This window comes from Lentzea sp. NPDC055074 (genome assembly GCF_053608005.1).
Genome location: NZ_JBSGUQ010000006.1, coordinates 75187 through 95652, shown reverse-complemented (window position 1 = coordinate 95652; position 20466 = coordinate 75187). Strand labels below are relative to the sequence as shown.

Below are 20466 nucleotides of genomic sequence, written 5' to 3'. Positions count from 1 at the left end.
CGACGCCTCCACAAATTAGGTCGGCCTCATTTAAGGTAAGGCTCACCTGATTGTCCAGCCGCCACCAGTGCCGGTTTCATCACGCTTCACTCCGTCACCACGTGGTCGGAGCACGTAGCCTGGGTTGCGTGGTCCCGCCGCCCGCAGTCCAGGAACAAGCCCGCCGCAACCGCAACGGCAACATCTTCGGCCGCATCGTCCTGGTGCTGCTGTTGATAGTCGTGGTCGCCGCAGGGGCCTGGGCGCTGGGCGCCCTGAACCGCAGAGATGTGACCCAGGCGGGCCCACCGCCGTTCCTGGTGCCCATCCAGGAGGTGGAACCGGGAGCAGCCGCCCCCGGCAGCGCCGCCTCCCCCGGCACCACGGCGACAGCGAACCCGCTGGCCGAGTGGGCGACACGGGTGGCGGGCAAGACCGACATCCCGGCCCGGGCACTGCACGCCTACGCGCAGGCGGACCTGACGATGCAACGGGAGGCCCCGGCCTGCCGCATCAGCTGGGCGACCCTCGCGGGCATCGGCAGGATCGAGTCCCACCACGGCAACATCAACGGAGCCCGCCTCCAGGAGAACGGCCTCCCGTCCCGCCCGATCGTCGGCATCCCCCTGGACGGCGGCCCCGGCGTGAAGGCGATCAGGGACACCGACGGCGGCCGCCTGGACGGCGACACGACGTGGGACCGTGCGGTGGGCCCGATGCAGTTCATCCCGGGCACCTGGAACCGCTGGGCGAAGCGCGCGGCGGGAGACGGCCTCCCCGCAGACCCGCAGAACATCGACGACGCGGCGCTGACGGCAGCGCGCTACCTCTGCGGAGGGGGCGCCAGGGACCTGGGCACGGGCCAGGGCTGGTGGGCAGCGGTGCTGACCTACAACAACTCCGTGGAGTACGGCCAGAACGTGTTCAGCGGGGCGGACGCCTACGCACGGGCGAGCGCGCAGCAGTAGCAGCGCCCACGCCGCTCAAGCGAGGCCGGAGCACCAGAAAAAGGCTGGGACCAGACGGAAGTACGGCCCCAGCCCTCTCCGTCAGGCCCCTGCCGAGGGCGCGGCGACGTCCTCCGCAGGGGAAGCAGTGTCCTCAACCCCGCCACCACTTTCCTCATCCGAAGGCGGCTCGGCCCGATCACAGGGCGGCTCGACGGGAGAGGTGGTGACCGGCGGAACAGGGTCCTCGGCCCGAGGGGTCGAGGAGGGCGGCACCTCGACAGGAGGAGTCTCGGCAGGAGGCGCAGGCTCCACGCTGGACACGACCACAGGCGCAGAAGCACTGGCGGTGGTCGTGGTGGTGACGACCGGCGCCTCCGACGAAGCAGCCGGCACTTCTTCCTCGGGCTCGGGTTCGGGCTCGTTCCGCCCGGTGACAGCGGGCTTGACCGCGGAGACCCGGACGGTCTCGGTGACGGTGGCCCCGCCGACAACCCGGGTCTGGGTGGCGACCCTGGCAGCGAGAACCTCCCGAGCAGCCCCCTGAGCCACCACGGTCTCGGTGACGGTGGACAACGAGACCCCGGTCTCGAAGGGCTCGGTCCACCACTGGGCAGAAGGCCGCGAAGGCGGAGGCGCGGCCCGGGGAGCCTCCGCGGGCCCCCCGGTCAACGCGATCAGCGCGAACATCCCGCCCAGCGCCAAGAAGGGCACGACCACCACGGCCCCGAAGCACCCACGACCACTGCGCGGCTCTTCACGATGACTCATCTCCAGCACACCCCCGAACGGTGACGGACTGTCCCATCAAGCTTCCATCTGGTTGATCGTCCACATGGAACAGTCCGTCACAGTTCTTTAGTCACACGATGGGGTGTTCACGCCAACGGGGGCAACTCCGGAGCGTGAGCGGCAGGCGAAGATGAAAGAGTTTCCAGAGCAAGGGAAACGGCCTTCTCCAGCTGCGGATCGCGACCGGAAACCCGGTCGGCAGGCGACATGACCACCTCGATGTCGGGGTCGACACCGTAGTTCTCCACAGCCCACCCGTGGCCCTTGAAGTACGACGCGTACCTCGGCTGGGTGACCATCGTGCCGTCGACGAGCGTGTACATCATGTCGATGCCGATGACACCGCCCCAGGTCCGCACCCCCACCACGGGCCCGATCCCGAGCTCCTTGATGGCCACGTTGACGATGTCGCCGTCGGAACCGGCGTACTCGTCCGCCACCGCCACGACAGGACCGCGGGGCGCGTCCTGCGGGTAGGACTCCGACGCCGTGTAGCCGCGAGCGACCGACCACCCGATCACCTTGCGGCCGAGCTTCTCGATCACGAGCTGCGAGGTGTGCCCGCCGCCGTTCTCCCGGACGTCGAGCACCAACGCCTCACGGGTCAGCTCGATCCGCAGGTCCCGGTGCAGCTGGGCCCAGCCGGCGCCCATCATGTCCGGGACGTGCAGGTAGCCCACGCGTCCACCGGACTGCTCGTGCGTGAAGGCACGGCGGTTCGCGACCCAGTCGTGGTACCGCAGAGGCTCCTCATCGGCCAGAGGCACCACCACGACCCGGCGCAGCTCGCCACCACCACCGGGGCGCACCGTCAGCTCGACGGGCTTCCCAGCCGTCCCCACCAGCAACGCCCCAGGGCCGGCGAGCCCGACGGGACGCCCGTCCACGGCCACGACGACGTCGCCGGCGCGCACAGCCACTCCGGGCGCGCACAACGGCGAACGGGCGTGCGGGTCGGAGGTCTCGCCCGGGATCACGCGCTCCACGACCCAGTCGTCACCCGAGCGCACCAGATCAGCGCCCAGCAGCCCCTGACGGCGAGAAGCGGGCACGTGCGGCGCCGAGCCCCACACGTAGGCGTGCGAGGTCCCCAGCTCGCCCTGGACCTCCCACAGCAGGTCGACCAGGTCGTCGTGGCTGCCCACCTCGGCCACCAGCGGCCGGTAGCGGTCGAGCTCGCCCTGCCAGTCGACACCGCCCATGTCGGTGCGCCAGAAGTGGTCGCGCATGAGCCGCCCGTTCTCGGCGTACATCTGCGCCCACTCCTGTGCGGGATCGACGACGACGCGCACGCGCGCGAGGTCGATCTCCACGTAGTCGGCCGAGTCCTCGTCGGCCTTGCTGTCCGTCGGCACGACCCGCAGGTCGCCTCGGTCCTCGACGAGCATCCGCTTGCCGTCGCCGGACACCGCGAACGCGTCCGCGCTGTCGGACAGGCACTCCGTCTTCTGCTTGCCGAAGTCGTAGCGCTCCAGCACCGTGCGCGGCGGGCGGGCGTCGGGCGAGGCCAGGTTGTCCCCCAGCACGCCGAGCAACGGCCGGCGCAGCCACAGCAGGCCGCCACGCGCCGCCTTCAACGACACGTAGTCCGCCGCGGCGACGGGAACGGGCACGATGCGGTCGGTGAGGCCGTCGAGGTCGACCTTCGTCACCGGGGTCTTCTCGTCGTCGTCCTCGGAGTCCTTGTCCTCGTCGCCGACCGGGCGGCCGCCGCGCATCGGGGCGAACGGTGACGGCGTGGTGGCGGCCAGCGGCACGAGGTGCGGGCGGCAGCCGGTCGGGAACGACAGGTCGAACACGTGCGCGTCGTAGACCGGGTCGAACGTCCGGATCGACAGGAACGCCAGGTACTTGCCGTCCTCGGTGAAGGTCGGCGCGAAGTCGGCGAACCGCAGCGACGTCACGTCCACAACGGACAGATCCGCCGCGTTCACCATCTTGATGTGCCGCAACGGTGTCGGGCCGGGGTGCGACCACGCGAGCCACGCCGAGTCCGGCGAGAACGCGAGGTGCGTGACGTGGGCGTTCGCGCCGCGGACGACCTCGCGCACCTCGCCGGAAGCCACGTCCACCAACAACAACCGGCCGTCGTGCGTGGCGACGGCGACGCGGGAACCGTCGGGCGCGGCGGCCAGGGACATGACCCGGCCGAGCTGACCGGACGCGACGCGGCGGGCGGTGTTGCCCGGCTCGACGCCGCCGACGGGCGCGATCTCCAGGGCCTCCTCGCCCTCGACGTCGGTCACCCACACCACGTGGCCGGTCTCGCCGAGCACCTTCGGCAGCCGCGCCCGCACGTCGGAACGGTCGGCCAGCACGCGAACGGGGCCGTCGCGGTGCGTCACCCAGTGCACGGAACCGCGGACCTCGACGGCCGACGCGCGGCCGGTGTGGTCGACGCTGAACGACTCGATGTTGCCGGAAGCCTTGACATGGCGCGGTTGCAGGCCGGTGCGCGGGCCGCCGAGCTTGATGTCGAGCTTGCGCAGGTCGGAAAGGCCTTCGAGCAGCCACAGTTCGCCGGCCTGGTGGAAGATCACCCGCGAGCCGTCGCTGGAGGCGTTGCGGGCGTAGAACTCGCCCTCCGAGTGGCGGCGCAGGTCGGTGCCGTCCGGCAGCACCGAGTAGACGCTGCCGACACCCTCGTGGTCGGACAGGAACGCGATCCGCCCGTCGACCCACATCGGGTTCGACAGCGTGGACTTCAGGTCGGCCAGGATCCGGGTGAAGTCACCGGAACCCTCCGTGTCGACCCACAGCTTGCCCGCGGTGCCACCGCGGTACCGCTTCCACATCGACGGTTCCTGCATGTAGCTGGACGACGTGACGACCTGGCCGTCCGGCCCGAAGGAGACGTCGTTGACCCACCCGTACGGCAGCACCTCGGACGGCCCGCCGTCGAGCGGGACGGCGTGCGCCTGCTTGCGGTGCCGCGACATCTGACCGGTGTGCGTCACCGCCAGCACTCGCCCGTCCGGCGTCCACCCGGACACGGCCGTCCGGCCCACACCCCAGTGCGTCAGCCGGCGTGCAGGGCCACCGTCCACAGGCGCCACGCGCACCTCCGGGGCCCCGTCGATCACGCTGGCCCACGCCAGATGCGTGCCGTCGGGCGAGAAACGGGGCGTACGGGCCGGTACCTGATCAGCGGACGCGCGCCAGGCCCTTCCTCCGTCGACGGGCGCGAGCCACACGTCGTCCTCGGCCACGAACGTCACCAAGTCACCGCGCAGATGCGGATACCGCAGGTAAGTCACGAGATCGACGTTAGCCCACGTTCACCGTTTCAGGAGGGCAAAAAACGCCGCCAGTCCTCAGCCTCGAGAGAAACAAGACCTTCGGCCCGTGCCTTGGCCTCCGCCTCGCGCACGTTCGCGGCGAAACGGCGGCACACCTGGCGGAGCTCCGTCTCCGGGTCCTCCCCGGCGAGCTTGGACAAAGCGGTCACAGCGAACAAAGTCGTGCCCGTGTCGTCGCCCTCGGGCAGCAGGTCGACGGGGAAGCCGGCGCGTTTGGTGCGCTGCACCAGTTTCGCGGCCAGCGCGACGGCCGGCTGACCCAGCGCCACACCGTCCACACTGGACTCGCGCTGCTTCTCGGCCTGCTTGAGCTCCTCCCAGCGGTGCTGCTGCGAGGTCGCGTCGTGCACGGCGGGATCGTTGCCCTCGAAGACGTGCGGGTGCCGGCCGACGAGCTTCGCGACCAGCTCGGCCGCGACGGCGTCGACGTCGAACGGGTCCTCGGCGTCCTCGGCCGCGACGCGGGCGTGGAACAGCACCTGCAGGAGCACGTCACCGAGCTCCTCGCGCATCGCCGCGCGGTCGCCGTCCTCGATCGCCTCCAGCAGCTCGAAGGTCTCCTCGACGAGGTACTGGCGCAACGAGTCGTGCGTCTGCTCGGCGTCCCAGGGACATCCGCCCGGCGAGCGCAGCCGGTGCATGACCGCGGCCGCGTCGAGCAGCCCCGCTCCCAACGGCTCCGGCGTCGTGATCACCTCGGCGTCCGGGTACGCGGCGGCCGAGGTCGTGATCACCACCGCGCCGTCCTCCACGTCGACCGGCGCGGGTCCGTCGACACCGAGGTCCGACCAGGTCCGCGGAGGGACGCCCTCGCCCGCGTAGACGGCCTTGGCGGCGCGCAACGCGGGCAGGGCGGCAGCGGGCAGCACGGCTCCGAGCCGCTCGCTGAGGACGACGACGGTGATCAAGACTTGTTCTTGGTCGTGCTCACACCGACGTACCCCGCGCGCTCACCGGCGTTGCCGACGACCTGCGCGTTGGTCGGGTCCCACACGCCGTAGCGGGGGTTGACCTCGACGGTCTGGTCCGCGGTCAGGAACTGCGCGATCCGCAGGCCGAACGCCGCGAGCAGCTGCGGGTCGATGCGCTCGATCAGGTCCTCCTCGCCCGGCGTGGGCGAGACCTTGTTGCGCTCCTTGACGAGCGCGACCATCCAGCTGGACTGCTGCTCGTCGGCCGGGAAGGCCACGACGGTGCCGGGCTTCACGCCCCACAGCATCGTGTGCACCAGCGACGGGTTCTCGGTGACGCGGACCTTCTGGCCCGTCGCCGACGCCTGCTGACCGCCGGTGGTGCGCGGGGCCTCCTGCACGAACCGCGACATCTTCGACGGGTCGGCCGCGACCTGCGCCGCCTTCTCCTTGGCTTCCTTCGGGTCCTGGACCTGGAAGAAGTCGATCACGACCTGGAGCGTGGAGAGGTTGCGGCGGGCGAGCTCACCCATCACCAGCACGTCGCGCTGGTGGCGGTAGATCGTGGTCTCGTCCTGCTCGCTCTGCTTCGAGGCTGCCTCGGGGCCGCCCTTCTCCTTGATCGCGTCGAACACCTTGGTCTCGTCGACCGTGATGTTCTCGATCTGCGCGGCCCGCTCGGCGAGCTTGTGACTGATCTCGTCGGACAGCACGAGCCGCGAGACCTGGTCGAGCTTGCCCTGGTCCTGCATCTGCTGGGCCGCGGGCTCCTTCTTGAGCACCTTCACGGTGCGCTCCTGGACGGTCTCCAGGTTGATCGCCTGATCACCGACGATCGCGGCCGAACCGGCCTTCGCGGGGCCGGTGCCACAACCGGTGGCCAGCAGCGCCACAGCCACACCGACCAGCGAGAAACGCTTCAGAACAGTGCTCACGAGGATCTACCCTCTCACGCCTTGGTGACTCCGGTCACGGGAGTCCCCGCGAGTGAGTCGAGGAACGCACCGCACCAGTCCAACAGCTCCTGGTCGCGCAGCTGCGGTGCACCCATCCGGCCGCCCGCCGCTCCCTCCGTCGGCCTAGGCACGGTGACCGTGCCCATCGACTGCTTGTAGACGGCCTTCGGGAAGAGCCGGCGCAGCCTGACCAGCTGCGAGTCGAGCAGCTCCAGCTTCGCGAACCTCAGGTTCTGGCCCATCGCGATCACCTCGGTGACCCCGTGACGGCGGCACGCGTGCCGCAGGCGGGCCACGCCGAGCAGGCGTTCGACGGTCTCCGGCGGGGTGCCGTACCGGTCCTTGAGCTCGTCCCAGACGGACGTCAGCGACGCCTCGTCGGACGCGGCCGCGATCTTGCGGTACGCCTCCAGCCGCAGCCGCTCGCCCGGCACGTACTCGTGCGGGATGTGCGCGTCGACGGGGAGGTCGACGCGGACCTCGGCGAGCTCCTCCTCGATCTCGCCCTCCGCCCCGGCGTGCTTGCGGAACGCCTCGACGGCCTCGCCGACCAGCCGGATGTAGAGGTCGAAGCCGACGCCCGCGATGTGACCGGACTGCTCGGCGCCGAGGATGTTGCCGGCGCCGCGGATCTCCAGGTCCTTCATCGCGACGGCCATGCCGGCGCCGAGCTCGGTGTTCTGCGCGATCGTCGCGAGCCTGTCGTGCGCGTGCTCGGTCAACGGTGTCTCGGGCGGGTACAGGAAGTACGAGTACCCGCGCTCACGACCACGGCCGACGCGGCCCCGCAGCTGGTGCAGCTGCGCGAGGCCGAGCAGGTCCCCGCGTTCGACGATCAACGTGTTCGCGTTGGAGATGTCGAGGCCCGTCTCGACGATCGTGGTGCAGACGAGCACGTCGTACTCGCGTTCCCAGAACCCCTGGATGAGGTGTTCGAGCTTGTCCTCGTTCATCTGGCCGTGCCCGGTCACGACCCTGGCCTCCGGCACCAGCTCGCGGATGCGCTTCGCGGCCTTCTCGATCGTCGAGACCCGGTTGTGCACGTAGAAGACCTGGCCGTCGCGCATCAGCTCGCGCCGGATGGCCGCACCGACCTGCTTGTCGTCGTACGCGCCGACGTAGGTGAGGATCGGGTGCCGTTCCTCCGGCGGGGTCAGGATCGTGGACATCTCGCGGATGCCGGCGAGCGACATCTCCAGCGTGCGCGGGATCGGCGTCGCGGACATGGTCAGCACGTCGACGTGCGTGCGCAGGGCCTTGATGTGCTCCTTGTGCTCCACACCGAAGCGCTGCTCCTCGTCGACGATCACAAGGCCGAGATCCTTGTACCGCACGTTCTTCTGCAGCAGCCGGTGCGTGCCGATCACGATGTCGACCTCGCCGTCCGCGAGGCCCGCGATGGTCTGCGCGGACTCCTGCGGGTCGGTGAAGCGGCTCAGGCCCTTGACGTTCACCGGGAACTGGCGCATGCGTTCGGCGAACGTGTTGAGGTGCTGCTGGGCGAGCAGCGTCGTCGGCACCAGCACGACGACCTGCTTGCCGTCCTGCACCGCCTTGAACGCCGCGCGGACCGCGATCTCCGTCTTGCCGTAGCCGACGTCACCGCAGATGACCCGGTCCATCGGCACGGACCGTTCCATGTCGGCCTTGACCTCGTCGATCGCGGCCATCTGGTCCTGCGTCTCGGTGAACGCGAACGCGTCCTCCAGCTCGCGCTGCCAGGGGGTGTCGCTCGCGAACGCGTGGCCGGGGGCGCTCTGACGGGCCGCGTAGAGCTGCACGAGCTCGGCCGCGATCTGCTTGACCGCCTTGCGCGCCTTGGACTTCGTGTTCTTCCAGTCGCTGCCGCCGAGCTTGTTGAGCGTCGGCAGCTCACCGCCGACGTACCGGCTGACCTCGTCGAGCTGGTCGGTCGGCACGAACAGCCGGTCGCCGGGCTGGCCGCGCTTCGACGACGCGTACTCGAGGACGAGGTACTCGCGGGTGGCGCCGGCGACCGTGCGCTGGACCATCTCCACGTACTTGCCGATGCCGTGCTGCTCGTGCACCACGAAGTCGCCCGCCTTGAGCGCCAGCGGGTCCACCGCGTTGCGCCGCTTGGACGGCATCTTGCGCATGTCCTTGGTGGACGTGCCGCCGCGGCCGCCGGTCAGGTCGGTCTCGGTGAGCACCACCAGCGCGAGGTCCGGCAGGATGAAGCCGTCCTCGAGCGCGCCGCGCACGACCGTGACCATGCCGGCCTTCGGTGCCTCGTCGAGGGACTCGACGCAGACGGCGGCGACCTCGGCCTCCTTGAGCCGTTCCTCGGCCCGGTGCGCGGTGCCGGCGCCGGGCACGACCAGGACGGCCACGCCACCCGTCGCCGTGTGCGCCTTCAGGTCCGCGAACGCGCGCTCGACGTCGCCCTGGTAGGCCTCGACGGGCTTGACGTCGAGGTGGACGACGTCGGACGAGTCGGTGGTGAGCTGGCTGAGCGTCCACCAGGGACGGTCGTTCTCCTTGGCGTGCCGGGAGATCTCGCCGATGCCCTGGTAGGCGCTGCGGCCCAGGTCGATCGGCGCCTGGCCGCCGCCGGCCGCCGCCATCCACGACGCCTCGAGGAACTCCTGCCCGGTGCGCACCAGGTCCGCGGCGCGGGCCCGGACCTTCTCCGGGTCGTTGAGCAGGACGTGCGTGCCCGGTTCCACGACCTCGGTGAGCAGCTGCAGCTCGCCGGGGCAGAGCGCCGGGATGAGCGCCTCCATGCCCTCGACCGCGATGCCGCCGGAGATCTTCTCCAGCATCTCGGACAGGTGCGCGTCGGACTGGTGCTCCAGCGCCAGCTCGGCCGCGCGGTGCTTGACGTCGTCGGTCAGCAGCAGCTCGCGGCACGGCGGCGCGACGAACTCAGCCACCTCCTCGGGCAGCGACCGCTGGTCCTGCACCGAGAACGGCCGGATCTCGCTGACCTCGTCGCCCCAGAACTCGACGCGGTACGGGTGCTCGGCCGTGGGCGGGAAGATGTCGAGGATGCCGCCGCGCGTCGCGTACTCGCCGCGCTTCTCGACCATGTCGACGCGGCTGTAGGCGTTCTCGGCCAGGCGCGTGACCAGCTCGACGAAGTCCTGCTCCTCGCCGACCTTCAGGTGCACGGGCTCGAGATCGCCCAGGCCCGGCGCCATCGGCTGGATGAGGCTGCGGACCGTCGTGACGAGGACGCGGATCGGGTTGCCCTCGGGGTGCTTGAGGCGGCGCAGCACCTGCAGGCGCGCGCCGACCGTGTCCGCGCGCGGACTGAGGCGTTCGTGCGGCAGCGTCTCCCAGCTGGGGAAGAACGCGACCTTGTCCGGTCCGATCAGGTCGCGCAGGACGCTCGTCAGCTCCTCGGCCTCGCGTCCCGTGGCGGTGACGGCGAGGACCGGCTTCACGGTGGACAGCGCGGCGGCCACGAGCGGGCGGGCGGCCAGCGGACCGTCCAGCTCCAGCTCGGGAACGCCGGCTGAGTCGATCAACGTGCGGAGGGCTTTGTCGGGCAGGACACCATCGAGCAGGCCGAGCAGCGGCATGTGAGAAACCCCGGTCGAGTGCGGAACGGCGACGGGACGCCGGACAGACCCCTGCCTGGGACGAGGGGTCTCACCACCCACCATAGCTCGTTCCGCGACTCCTTATCGGGTGGCTCGAGCACGGCCCGATCCGTCACTCTGTGCACGTGTCCATGAAAGAGATCAGGGCTGACTACGACGATCAGTCCATAGTGGTTTACCAGGCCTATTCACCAGCGATCGCCGCACCGGCCGTCGCTGCCCAACGGTTCGTGCCGCCGTTCAAGATGGAGCGGATGACGTGGATCAAGCCGTCGTTCCTCTGGATGATGTACCGCTGCGGGTACGCCCAGAAGGAGGGCCAGGAGCGTGTGCTGGCCGTGCGCATCACCCGTGAGGGCTTCGACTGGGCGGTCTCCAACGCCGTCTCCAGCAGGATCCCGGGCAAGCCGTCCGTACGCGTGCAGTGGGACCCCGAACGCGGCCTGAACCACGAGGCGCTGGAGCACCGGTCCATCCAGATCGGGCTGACCCGCGAGGCCGTCGACATGTACGTCAACGAGTGGACGGTCGGCATCACGGACGTGACGTCCCTTGCGCGCGAGGTGCACGAGAAGGTGCGTGCGCGTGATCTGGACGGAGCGCGCGCGTTGCTGCCCGTCGAGCGGCCTTACGGAACCTCCACGGCACAAAACGCATAGTTGGGACATGCGCGCACTCGTTGCTGCAGGGTTGGTGCTGGTCGTAGCCGCTTGTTCGGCGCCGGAACCGGGCGGCAACGCCCCGTCGAAGGCTCCAGCACCTCAAGGGCTGAAGGTCGAGGAGGTCGCCGGCGGTCTCCAGCACGCCTGGGACATCGGGTTCCTGCCCGGCGGCGCGATGCTGGTCACCGAACGGCCCGGCGCGATCAAGCTGGTGCGCGACGGCCAGGTCTCGCCCGTCGACATCGACCTGGCGGACCTGCAGGCACGCGGCGAGGGCGGCCTGATGGGCCTCGTGATCCACCCGGACGACCAGCGCTTCACCGTTTGCTACAACACGTCGAAGGACGTGCGGCTCGTGACGTTCCGGCTCGACGGCACCAAGGCGACCAAGACCAAGGACCTGCTCACCGGCATGCCGTCGAACTCCAGCGGGCGCCACTCCGGCTGCCGCCCGACGCTGGCGCCGGACGGCTCGATGTACGTCGCGACCGGCGACATCGCGCAGGCCCGCAACCCGCAGGACCGCACGAGCCTCGGCGGCAAGGTGCTGCGCATCGACGCCGAGACCGGCGAGGGCGCGGCCGGCAACCCGTTCATCACCTCGGGCAACGCCAACGAGCGCCGCGTCTACACCTACGGCCACCGCAACGTGCAGGGCGTGGTGTTCCGGCCGGACAGCGACCAGATCTTCTCCAGCGAGCACGGCCCGAGCGTCGACGACGAGGTCAACCTCCTGCAGAAGGGCGCGAACTACGGCTGGGACCCGTCGGAGGGCGGCACCAAGGGCGGGTACGACGAGAGCGTGCCGATGACGGACCTGCAGCGGTTCCCGGACGCGGTACCGGCGGCGTGGTCGTCCGGCTCGCCGACCGAGGCGATCTGCCAGGCGGCGTTCTGGAACGGCAAGCTCGCGATCACGGCTCTCAAGGGCTCGAAGCTGCTGCTCTTCACGCTGGACGCGGCGGGCAAGGTGCAGAACGTGAGCATCCCGGAGGAGCTGAACGACAAGTACGGCCGGCTGCGCGCCGCCCGCACGGCGCCTGATGGATCGCTCTACATCACGACGTCGAACGGCAACGGGGACAAGCTGCTGAGGCTCTCCGGAACCGCGTGAAGCCGTCCGAGCCGTACGACCCCTCGACGCACGGCTCGGACACCGGGCTTCACCGGAGTCATCGCTGAGGAGTGCCCGGACCGTTTCACTGCGTGCACGGGTTCGGCAGGATGCACGAACACCTGGGCCATCAGCCGTGCAGGTGCACTACGGCAACCAGCTCAGGAGCGGCTGCGCAGCTTGGGCTTGTGCTCCATCGCGGACAGCCCGTTCCACGCCAGGTTCACGAGGTGCGCCGCCACCTCGTCCTTCTTCGGCCTGCGCGCCTCGAGCCACCACTGCCCGGTCAGCGCGACCATCCCGACCAGCGCCTGCGCGTAGAGCGCGGCGAGCTTGCGGTCGTAGCCCTGCTTGGCGAAGTGCAGCGCGAGGACGTGCTCGACCTGCGACGCGATGTCGTTCAGCAGCGACGAGAACGTGCCCGAGGACGAGGCGACGGGCGAGTCGCGCACCAGGATGCGGAACCCGTCCGTCGAGCCCTCGATGTAGTCCAGCAGCGCGCAGGCGGCCTGTTCGAGCAGCTCACGCGGGTGCGAACCGCCGTCCAGCGCGGTGATGATCTGGTCCATGAGGCGCTGCATCTCGCGGTCCACGACGACGGCGTAGATGCCTTCCTTGCCGCCGAAGTGCTCGTAGACGACGGGCTTCGACACGCTGGCGCGGTGCGCGATCTCCTCGACCGAGGTCGCGTCGAAGCCCTTCTCGGCGAAGAGGGCGCGGGAGACGTCCAGGAGCTGTTCTCGGCGCTCCTTGCCCGTCATCCTGACCCTGGCCACCGAACCAGCCTACAAACCTCACTTCCTCGCGGTGATCCTGGCCAGCCGCTGTTCACTCGGCCAGCGGACGTTCGTCGCCCAGCCGAGCTTCTCGCAGACCCAGATCAGCCGTGCCGTGATGTCGAGCTGGCCGCGCTTCACGCCGTGCCGCGCGGAGGTCGGGTCGGCGTGGTGCAGGTTGTGCCACGACTCGCCGAAGCTGAGGATCGCGAGCGCCCACACGTTGGCCGAACGGTCCCGGGCGGCGAACGGGCGGTCGCCGACCATGTGGCAGATCGAGTTCACCGACCACGTCATGTGGTGCAGGAACGCGACGCGGACGAGGCCCGCCCAGAAGAACGCCGTCAGGCCGCCCCACAGCGACCACGTGAGCAGCCCTCCGAGCACACCCGGCAGTGCCAGCGAGATCGTCGTCCACAGCACGAAGTGCCTGTCGACCCACACGACGTCCTCGTCGGCCAGCAGGTCGGGGGCGAAGCGCTCGTGGTTGGTCTTGTCGCGGCCGAACAGCCAGCCCATGTGCGCGTGCCAGAAGCCCTTGGCCAGGGCCGCGGGGCCGGTGCCGAAGAGCCACGGCGAGTGCGGGTCGCCCTCGCGGTCGGAGAACGCGTGGTGCCGGCGGTGGACCGCCACCCAGTCGATGACAGGCCCCTGCAACGCCGCCGAGCCGGCGATCGCCAGCGCGATCTTCAGCGGGCGCTTGGCCTTGAACGACCCGTGCGTGAAGTGGCGGTGGTAGCCGATCGTCACGCCGAGGCCGGAGAGGTAGTAGAAGGCGACGAAGAGGGCCACGTCGACCCAGCCGAGGCCCCAGCCCCAGGCGACGGGGACGGCGGCCAGCAGGGCGAGGAGGGGAACGATGACGAACACGTACACGCCCAGTTGTTCGGCGTGGTTGCGCTTTCCGTCGAACAGCGGCTTGGGTCCTCGGTCAGTGGACCTGTTCATGGTCGAAGTCATCCGGAGACCTCTGGGGGTGAGGGGGTTGACGAACCTACGCGACCGTAACTTACGGAAGCGTAAGTTAGGTGCCCCTGCTTTCGCCATACCCCGCGTGGAAACTCATCGGCCTTTCTCAGGTTCCAAGCGCTGTGTCGCGTGGAATCGAGACCTCGGCCCGGCATCATCGGTGAATGGCCAGACGCAAGATCATCCGGATCACCGTGACCTCGCTGCTCGTCCTGCTCGTGCTGGTCACAGCGGCTCTGGGCGGCGTCGGCTGGTACTACAGCGGTGAGCTGCTCGAACCGGAGGAAGTGCCGCGGCGCTACCCCGAGACCGCGCTCGGCGTGGACGACAAGAACGTCGTGCTCGCCGAATCGAAGCTCACGACGCTGCGCGGCACGTTCGGCATCGTCTGGCCCGGCGGCACCGCGAAGGTCGGCGACATCGCGTCGAACAAGGACGGCCGCGTGGAACGTCCTCTGCTCGAAGGCACCGCACCGCCCGAGGGCACGAAGGTGCGCATCGAGACCGACGTCTACGAGGGCACCCCGAAGTCGACGCTCGGCCTGGTCTACAGCGACGTCGCGATCCCCGGCGAGCTCGGCGACATGCCCGCGTGGTTCGTCCCGGGCTCGAACCCGGACACGTGGGTCATCACCGTGCACGGGCGGGGCGCGTCCCGCGAGGAGGCGCTGCGCGTGGTCCCCCAGCTCCACGGCGCCGGGCTGCCCGTCCTGCTGATCACCTACCGCAACGACGCCGGCGCGCCGAAGTCGCCCGACGGCCTCTACCACCTCGGCGACACCGAGTGGCACGACGTCGAGGCCGCGATCAGGTACGCGCAGGGCCAGGGCGCCAAGAAGGTCGTGCTCTACGGCTGGTCGATGGGCGGCGCGATCGTCGGGCAGACGCTCGGCCGGTCCGGACTCGCCGCGGCGGTCTCCGGAGTCGTGCTCGACTCCCCCGTCACGAACTGGACGCAGACGCTGAACCTGCAGGCGCAGAACCGGGGCGTGCCGACGTGGCTCACGCCGGTCGCCGAGGTCGTGTCCGGATGGCGCGCCGGCATCGACTTCGACCGGTTCGACCTCGTCGCGAACCCACCCGCGCTCAAGCCGCCGACGCTGCTCATCCACGGTTCGGCGGACGGCACGGTGCCCGCCCAGTCCTCGCGCGACCTCGCGACGGCCGCGAGCGGGCTCGGCTGGCCGCTGCAGTACGTGGAGATCCCGGGCGCCGACCACATCTCCGGGTGGAATGTGGCGACGGACACGTATCGAACGGCCCTCGGGGACTTCCTGACCAGGTCAATCGGCGCCCAGCCGTGATCTTGAACTGAGCCGAGCGAGTGGTGGTTGGACAACAAGAGGAGCACTCGTGACAACATGTGCGCGTGGGCGGGCGCGAGTTCGCCCGTTCCGCCATGGTGTAAAGGCAGCACCTCTGATTTTGGTTCAGATGGTCCAGGTTCGAATCCTGGTGGCGGAGCAGGGGCCTTGAGGGCACAGGGTCGCACTCTTTGGGAGGTGTGAAGCTGCCCGAGGAAACGATCGACGAGCAGGGCAACGTGGGCCACCGCCATCACGAGATGTCCGACGCGTGGCTGGTGGGTCGCGCGTCCGAGCTTGTCGCCGTGGCCCAGAGCAGCCACCTCGCCGCGCAGCTGGACGCGGCTTCCGAGATCGACCACATCCTCGCCGAGGCGCAGGGTCGTGGCGAGCCCCGCATCGTCGCGCAGCTGCTCAGAGCCGCGGCCGTGGTCCGCCTGGTCACGCCGGGCCTCGTCGACATGTCCGACCCGCAGCTCGACGAGATGCTCGCCCACTGCCGCCGCCACGGCCTGCTCGTGCTGGAGGCGGACGCGCGGGCGTTGCGCGGACGCCGGTTCCTGCTGGGCAACGCCGAGGACAAGGCGCTGACCGAGATCGCGTCGGCGCTGGCGATGATGCTCGACGAGGAACCCGACGTCGACCCGGTCTTCGACAAGCGCATCTGGGACCAGCTGCTCGCCAACACGTTCCAGGACATCGCGCTGGTGCTGACCCAGCTCGGCGTCTACGAGATGGCGGACGACGTGCTGGCGGGCGCGAACAACGCGTTGCGCGAGAGCGGCCAGCCCCATCAGATCTACGTACACCTGGTCAACCGCGCGCGGCTGCGGATCGGCTGGGGCATGCGCCTCGAACGAGTGAACCTGCACGACGCCGCGGCCGAGCAGTTCAAGGTCGCCTCCGGGCTCGCCGAGGCGGCCGAGGTGCCGTTCCGGCAGTCGCTGCACCCCGGCCGCCGCGACATGGACGCCGCCGAGCAGGTGCCGATCCTCGGTGCCGCCCACGCGCTGACGAACCCGAGCGAGGGCCACCTCGACCGGCTGTGGTCGTTGCGCGGCCTGTCGATGTACGCGCGGGAGCTGATCATCGTCGCGATCGCGCTGGCCCGGTGCCTGGTCGAGGCGAACCGGCTGGACGACGCGCTCAAGGTCCTCGGCGACACGCGCACGCAGATGGAGCACGACACGTCGGAACCGTCACTGGTGCTCTCGCTGGAACGCGAGTACGCGCACCTGTGCGGGCCGCACACCACGTCGGCGCTGCAGGCCTACAACGCGGCGCTGGAGATGGAGCTGTGGCAGATGCGCGAGTCCCGCGTGGCCACCCTGCAGACCCGCCGCGAACACGAAAGGCTGACGCGCGCGCACGGCCAGATCGCGCAGCAGGCGTTGCAGGACCCGCTGACGGGCCTGCCGAACCGCCGCGCGCTCGACGACAAGATGGGCGAGCTCATCGCCGGTCAGGTCGATCCGTTCTCGATCGCGCTGGTCGACCTGGACGGGTTCAAGGGCGTGAACGACCGGCATTCACATGCCGAGGGTGATGATGTTCTTCGGGTGATTGCCAGCACACTCCGGCAGGCCCTGCGGGGGGACGACATGGTGGCCCGCTACGGCGGTGACGAGTTCGTCGTCCTGCTGCCGGGTGCCCCTCTGCACGCCGCCGAAGCAGCACTCGGACGGGCCGTGGATGCGGTGGCAGGCTTGCCAATCGACCTCTCCCGGGGCGTGACGCTGTCGGTCGGCGTCATCTCGCTGCGTCCCCGCGAATCCGCCAACCAGGCCCTGTCAAGGGCGGACTCGGCGATGTACGTGGCGAAGCGTCAAGGTGGCTGCCAGGTTGCGGCCGTGGCCGGGGAGCCGTCCGCGGAGGCTTAGGCTGGTCCGCGGACTTCGAAACACCCAGCCTGTTAGGGAGAGCATTGATGCTCGAGGGCCCTGTCAGCACGGTCGTGCTCGCCGCCGGGGAAGGCACCCGCATGCGGTCGTCCACGCCCAAGGTGCTGCATCGGATCGCCGGACGCTCACTCGTGGAACACGCGGTGCGCGCGGCGGCCGGCACAGACCCCGACCACCTGGCCGTCGTCGTCGGTCACGGCCGTGAAGCCGTCACCGAGCATCTCGAGACCCTCGCCGGGACGCTGGGCCGCAAGGTCACCGTCGCGGTGCAGGCCGAGCAGAAGGGCACCGGGCACGCCGTCTCCTGCGGCCTGGCCGAGCTGCCGCACGACCTGGCCGGCACGGTGATCGTCAGCTACGGCGACGTGCCGCTGCTCGACACCCAGACGTTCCAGGGCCTGCTCGCCGAGCACCGGTCGGCCGGCAACGCGGTGACCGTCCTGACGGCCGTGGTGGAGAACCCCACCGGGTACGGCCGGATCGTCCGCGACGCCGACGGCACCGTGCAGCGGATCGTCGAGCAGAAGGACGCCGACCACGCCGAGCAACTGATCCAGGAGATCAACTCCGGCGTGTACGCGTTCGACGCGGCGGTGCTGCGCGACGGCCTCTCGCGCCTGTCCACCGACAACGCGCAGGGCGAGCTCTACCTGACCGACGTCCTGGGCATCGCCCGCGGCGACGGCAAGCGCGTGGGCGCGCTGATCGCGTCCGACCGCTGGCTGGTCGAGGGCATCAACGACCGAGTGCAGCTCGCGACCGTCGGCGCCGAGATGAACCGCCGCATCGTCGAGGGCCTCATGCGCGGCGGCGTGACCGTCGTCGACCCGGCCTCGGTGTGGGTGGACGCGGGCGTCCAGGTCGGCCAGGACGCCCTGATCGAGCCGAACGTGCAGCTCCGCGCGGGCACGGTGATCGGCGCCAACGCGACCATCGGCCCCGACACGACCCTCTCGGGCGTGACGGTCGGCGAGGGCGCCTCGGTGATCCGAACCCACGGCAGCGACTCGGTGATCGGCGACAACGCGTCCGTCGGCCCGTTCGCCTACCTCCGCCCAGGCACGTCTCTAGGCGTGAAGGGCAAGATCGGCACGTTCGTCGAGACGAAGAACTCGCAGATCGGCGACGGCTCGAAGGTCCCCCACCTGTCCTACATCGGCGACGCCACGATCGGCGACCACAGCAACATCGGCGCGGCATCGGTGACCGTCAACTACGACGGGGTGAACAAGCACCGCACGATCGTCGGATCCCATTGCCGCACCGGCTCGGACAACATGTTCGTAGCGCCGGTGACGGTGGGCGACGGCGCGTACACCGGCGCGGGCACCGTCCTGCGCCGCAACGTCCCGCCGGGCGCGCTCGCCGTGTCCGGAGGCCCGCAGCGCAACCTCGAAGGCTGGGTCCTCAGCCGTCGTGAGGGCACGGCCGCCGCTCAGGCAGCAGCCGAGGCCCTGGCGAAGCAGAATGCCGACGAGAAGACTGAGGAGGGTCGCTGACCGTGAACCCGCAGATGCCCGGCACACCGAAGAAGAACCTGATGCTCTTCGGCGGGCGTGCCTACCCGGAGCTGACGGAAGAGGTCTCGAAGCACCTCAACGTCACGGTGACCCCGCAGTCCGCCTACGACTTCGCGAACGGCGAGATCTTCGTCCGCTTCGAGGAGTCCGTCCGCGGCTGCGACGCCTTCGTGATCCAGTCGCACACGGCCCCCATCAACCAGTGGCTGATGGAACAGCTGATCATGGTCGACGCCCTGAAGCGCGCCAGCGCCAAGCGCATCACCGTGATCATGCCGTTCTACCCGTACAGCCGTCAGGACAAGAAGCACCGGGGCCGCGAGCCCATCTCGGCCCGCCTGGTGGCAGACCTCTTCAAGACCGCGGGCGCGGACCGCCTCGTCTCGGTCGACCTCCACACGGCCCAGATCCAGGGCTTCTTCGACGGCCCGGTGGACCACCTCTGGGCCATGCCGCTCCTGGCGGACCACATCCGGGGCAAGTACGCGGGCCACGACATCACCGTCGTCTCCCCCGACTCGGGCCGCACGAAGCTGGCGGAGAAGTGGGCGGACACCCTCGGCGGCACGCCGATCGCGTTCATCCACAAGACCCGAGACCCCCTCCGCCCGAACGAGGTCGTCTCGAACCGCGTCGTCGGCAAGGTCGAAGGCCGCCTCTGCATCGTGATCGACGACATGGTCGACACCGGCGGCACCATCGCGGGAGCCGTGAAGCAGCTCCTCAACGAGGGCGCCTCGGACGTGGTCATCGCGGCCACGCACGGCATCCTCTCCGGCCCGGCCACCCAGCGCCTGCAGGACTCGGGCGCCCGAGAGGTCGTCTTCACCGACACCCTCCCGATCCCGGCGGAGAAGCGGTTCCCGAACATGACAGTCCTGTCCATCGCCCCGCTGCTGGCGCGAGTGATCCAGGAAGTGTTCGAGGACGGCTCCGTGACGTCGCTCTTCGACGGCAACGCCTGACCCACGCAGACAGGGGCCTTCCGCAACAGTCCCAAGGGACGCGGAGGGCCCCTTCGCTTTCCGCGATGCCGAAGGCGAGCCGCACTCAAGCGATGCCGAAGGCGAGCAGTCTTTCCACAAGGGCTGGGCGGTGGGGTCCCATCACGAGTCGCGCCACAGCTCTTGCTGCATGCCTGGAGGGGTGTCAAGCGGACACGCTTTTCGTCCGTTTGACACCCCTCCAGGCATGTGGCCCGCTCTTGGCTCGGCTCGTGATGGGACCCCACCGCCAACGCAAGCAAACTACGAAACAGGCAGCCGCTCAAAGCAACAGGCGTGCCATCAACCCGCAAGCAGCGCTGGCCCCCTGATCAGATTGCCGGGGTCTGGGGCAGAGCCCCAGGGGAAGCACGCAAGGTGACCTGGCCGCCCGCAAGGCGACCACCCTCTTAGGCAGCCCCACGCACAGGCAGCCCCACGCACAGGCAGCCCCACGCACAGGCAGACCCACGCACAGGTCGCCCCAAGCCAGGTCAGCTCACCGCAACGGTCTCTCACGCAACGGTCAGTCCCGGCAAGGGTCAGCCCCACGCCAGCTCAGCCCCACACACAGCTCACCCCACACACAGCTCACCCCACGCAAGGCGCCCAGGCCGCCCTCAGCCGACCACCCGTCAAAGTCAGCCGCCCTCAACCCGACCACCACCACCCCGACCAGCCACAACCCCCACAACACCCCCGATTAGCACCCACCCATCCCCCTCACCTACACTGGTCGGGTTGCCTCGGCGAGGGCGAGCTTCCAGCTCAACGTGATCGACGCGGT

At 69.7% G+C, this 20466-nt stretch carries 14 protein-coding genes and 1 tRNA gene; 8 read left to right on the top strand and 7 right to left on the bottom strand.

The features are described from left to right. The first annotated feature begins 128 nt into the window (after nt 1-128). A complete protein-coding gene (locus ACWF7A_RS16205; protein WP_452251236.1) occupies nt 129-947 on the top strand; it encodes a hypothetical protein in 819 nt (272 codons plus the stop codon). 81 nt (nt 948-1028) lie between these two features. Here ACWF7A_RS16205 and ACWF7A_RS16200 read toward each other — a convergent pair whose 3' ends face one another. The 5 genes from ACWF7A_RS16200 to mfd form a co-directional block, all read right to left on the bottom strand. After that, nucleotides 1029-1697: a hypothetical protein gene (locus tag ACWF7A_RS16200; protein WP_452251235.1), complete on the bottom strand. Its 669-nt coding sequence runs from the start codon at nt 1695-1697 to the stop codon at nt 1029-1031. Between the two features lie 107 nt (nt 1698-1804). Beyond that, entirely contained in the window at nt 1805-4975 is a 3171-nt protein-coding gene (locus ACWF7A_RS16195) for a S41 family peptidase (protein WP_452251234.1), read from the bottom strand. A 29-nt stretch (nt 4976-5004) separates the two neighbouring features. Next, nucleotides 5005-5925, bottom strand: a complete 921-nt coding sequence (locus ACWF7A_RS16190) for a MazG family protein (RefSeq protein ID WP_452251233.1) — start codon at nt 5923-5925, stop codon at nt 5005-5007. Then, nucleotides 5922-6863: a hypothetical protein gene (locus ACWF7A_RS16185; protein ID WP_452251232.1), complete on the bottom strand. Its 942-nt coding sequence runs from the start codon at nt 6861-6863 to the stop codon at nt 5922-5924. The genes ACWF7A_RS16190 and ACWF7A_RS16185 overlap by 4 nt, the downstream gene beginning before the upstream one ends. Before the next feature lie 14 nt (nt 6864-6877). Next, nucleotides 6878-10429, bottom strand: a complete 3552-nt coding sequence (gene mfd, locus ACWF7A_RS16180) for a transcription-repair coupling factor (protein ID WP_452251231.1) — start codon at nt 10427-10429, stop codon at nt 6878-6880. A 152-nt stretch (nt 10430-10581) separates the two neighbouring features. Here mfd and ACWF7A_RS16175 point away from each other — a divergent pair, with 152 nt between their 5' ends. Together ACWF7A_RS16175 and ACWF7A_RS16170 are read left to right on the top strand one after the other, a co-directional pair. Then, complete coding sequence (locus ACWF7A_RS16175) at nt 10582-11109, top strand: DUF4291 domain-containing protein (RefSeq protein ID WP_452251538.1); 528 nt, start codon at nt 10582-10584, stop codon at nt 11107-11109. A gap of 7 nt (nt 11110-11116) precedes the next feature. Next, on the top strand, nt 11117-12226 hold the full coding sequence (locus tag ACWF7A_RS16170) for a PQQ-dependent sugar dehydrogenase (protein ID WP_452251230.1): 1110 nt from the start codon (nt 11117-11119) through the stop codon (nt 12224-12226). 161 nt (nt 12227-12387) lie between these two features. Here ACWF7A_RS16170 and ACWF7A_RS16165 read toward each other — a convergent pair whose 3' ends face one another. Together ACWF7A_RS16165 and ACWF7A_RS16160 are read right to left on the bottom strand one after the other, a co-directional pair. Continuing rightward, a complete protein-coding gene (locus tag ACWF7A_RS16165; RefSeq protein WP_452251537.1) occupies nt 12388-12987 on the bottom strand; it encodes a TetR/AcrR family transcriptional regulator in 600 nt (199 codons plus the stop codon). Between the two features lie 33 nt (nt 12988-13020). Then, nucleotides 13021-13962 carry an acyl-CoA desaturase gene (locus tag ACWF7A_RS16160; protein ID WP_452251229.1) on the bottom strand — a complete coding sequence of 314 codons (942 nt, stop codon included), beginning with the start codon at nt 13960-13962 and terminating at the stop codon, nt 13021-13023. Between the two features lie 173 nt (nt 13963-14135). On the opposite strand from ACWF7A_RS16160, the gene ACWF7A_RS16155 reads away from it, so the two are divergent. From ACWF7A_RS16155 to ACWF7A_RS16135, 5 genes are all read left to right on the top strand, one after another. Continuing rightward, nucleotides 14136-15275: an alpha/beta hydrolase family protein gene (locus ACWF7A_RS16155; RefSeq protein ID WP_452251228.1), complete on the top strand. Its 1140-nt coding sequence runs from the start codon at nt 14136-14138 to the stop codon at nt 15273-15275. A gap of 89 nt (nt 15276-15364) precedes the next feature. Beyond that, nucleotides 15365-15435 (top strand) — tRNA-Gln (locus ACWF7A_RS16150). A gap of 40 nt (nt 15436-15475) precedes the next feature. Then, complete coding sequence (locus tag ACWF7A_RS16145; RefSeq protein WP_452251227.1) at nt 15476-17155, top strand: GGDEF domain-containing protein; 1680 nt, start codon at nt 15476-15478, stop codon at nt 17153-17155. Between the two features lie 47 nt (nt 17156-17202). Beyond that, complete coding sequence (gene glmU / locus ACWF7A_RS16140) at nt 17203-18675, top strand: bifunctional UDP-N-acetylglucosamine diphosphorylase/glucosamine-1-phosphate N-acetyltransferase GlmU (RefSeq protein WP_452251226.1); 1473 nt, start codon at nt 17203-17205, stop codon at nt 18673-18675. Nucleotides 18676-18689: 14 nt separating this feature from the next. Further along, nucleotides 18690-19661, top strand: a complete 972-nt coding sequence (locus tag ACWF7A_RS16135) for a ribose-phosphate diphosphokinase (protein ID WP_189158309.1) — start codon at nt 18690-18692, stop codon at nt 19659-19661. The last annotated feature ends 805 nt before the right edge of the window (nt 19662-20466 follow it).

Coding starts and splice junctions, on each gene's coding strand:
- ACWF7A_RS16200 (WP_452251235.1), bottom strand. CDS start 1,697: ATGAGTCATCGTGAAGAGCCGCGCAGTGGTCGTGGGTGCTTCGGGGCC.
- mfd (WP_452251231.1), bottom strand. CDS start 10,429: ATGCCGCTGCTCGGCCTGCTCGATGGTGTCCTGCCCGACAAAGCCCTC.
- ACWF7A_RS16175 (WP_452251538.1), top strand. CDS start 10,582: ATGAAAGAGATCAGGGCTGACTACGACGATCAGTCCATAGTGGTTTAC.
- ACWF7A_RS16170 (WP_452251230.1), top strand. CDS start 11,117: ATGCGCGCACTCGTTGCTGCAGGGTTGGTGCTGGTCGTAGCCGCTTGT.
- ACWF7A_RS16165 (WP_452251537.1), bottom strand. CDS start 12,987: ATGACGGGCAAGGAGCGCCGAGAACAGCTCCTGGACGTCTCCCGCGCC.
- ACWF7A_RS16160 (WP_452251229.1), bottom strand. CDS start 13,962: ATGACTTCGACCATGAACAGGTCCACTGACCGAGGACCCAAGCCGCTG.
- ACWF7A_RS16155 (WP_452251228.1), top strand. CDS start 14,136: ATGGCCAGACGCAAGATCATCCGGATCACCGTGACCTCGCTGCTCGTC.
- glmU (WP_452251226.1), top strand. CDS start 17,203: ATGCTCGAGGGCCCTGTCAGCACGGTCGTGCTCGCCGCCGGGGAAGGC.
- ACWF7A_RS16135 (WP_189158309.1), top strand. CDS start 18,690: ATGCCCGGCACACCGAAGAAGAACCTGATGCTCTTCGGCGGGCGTGCC.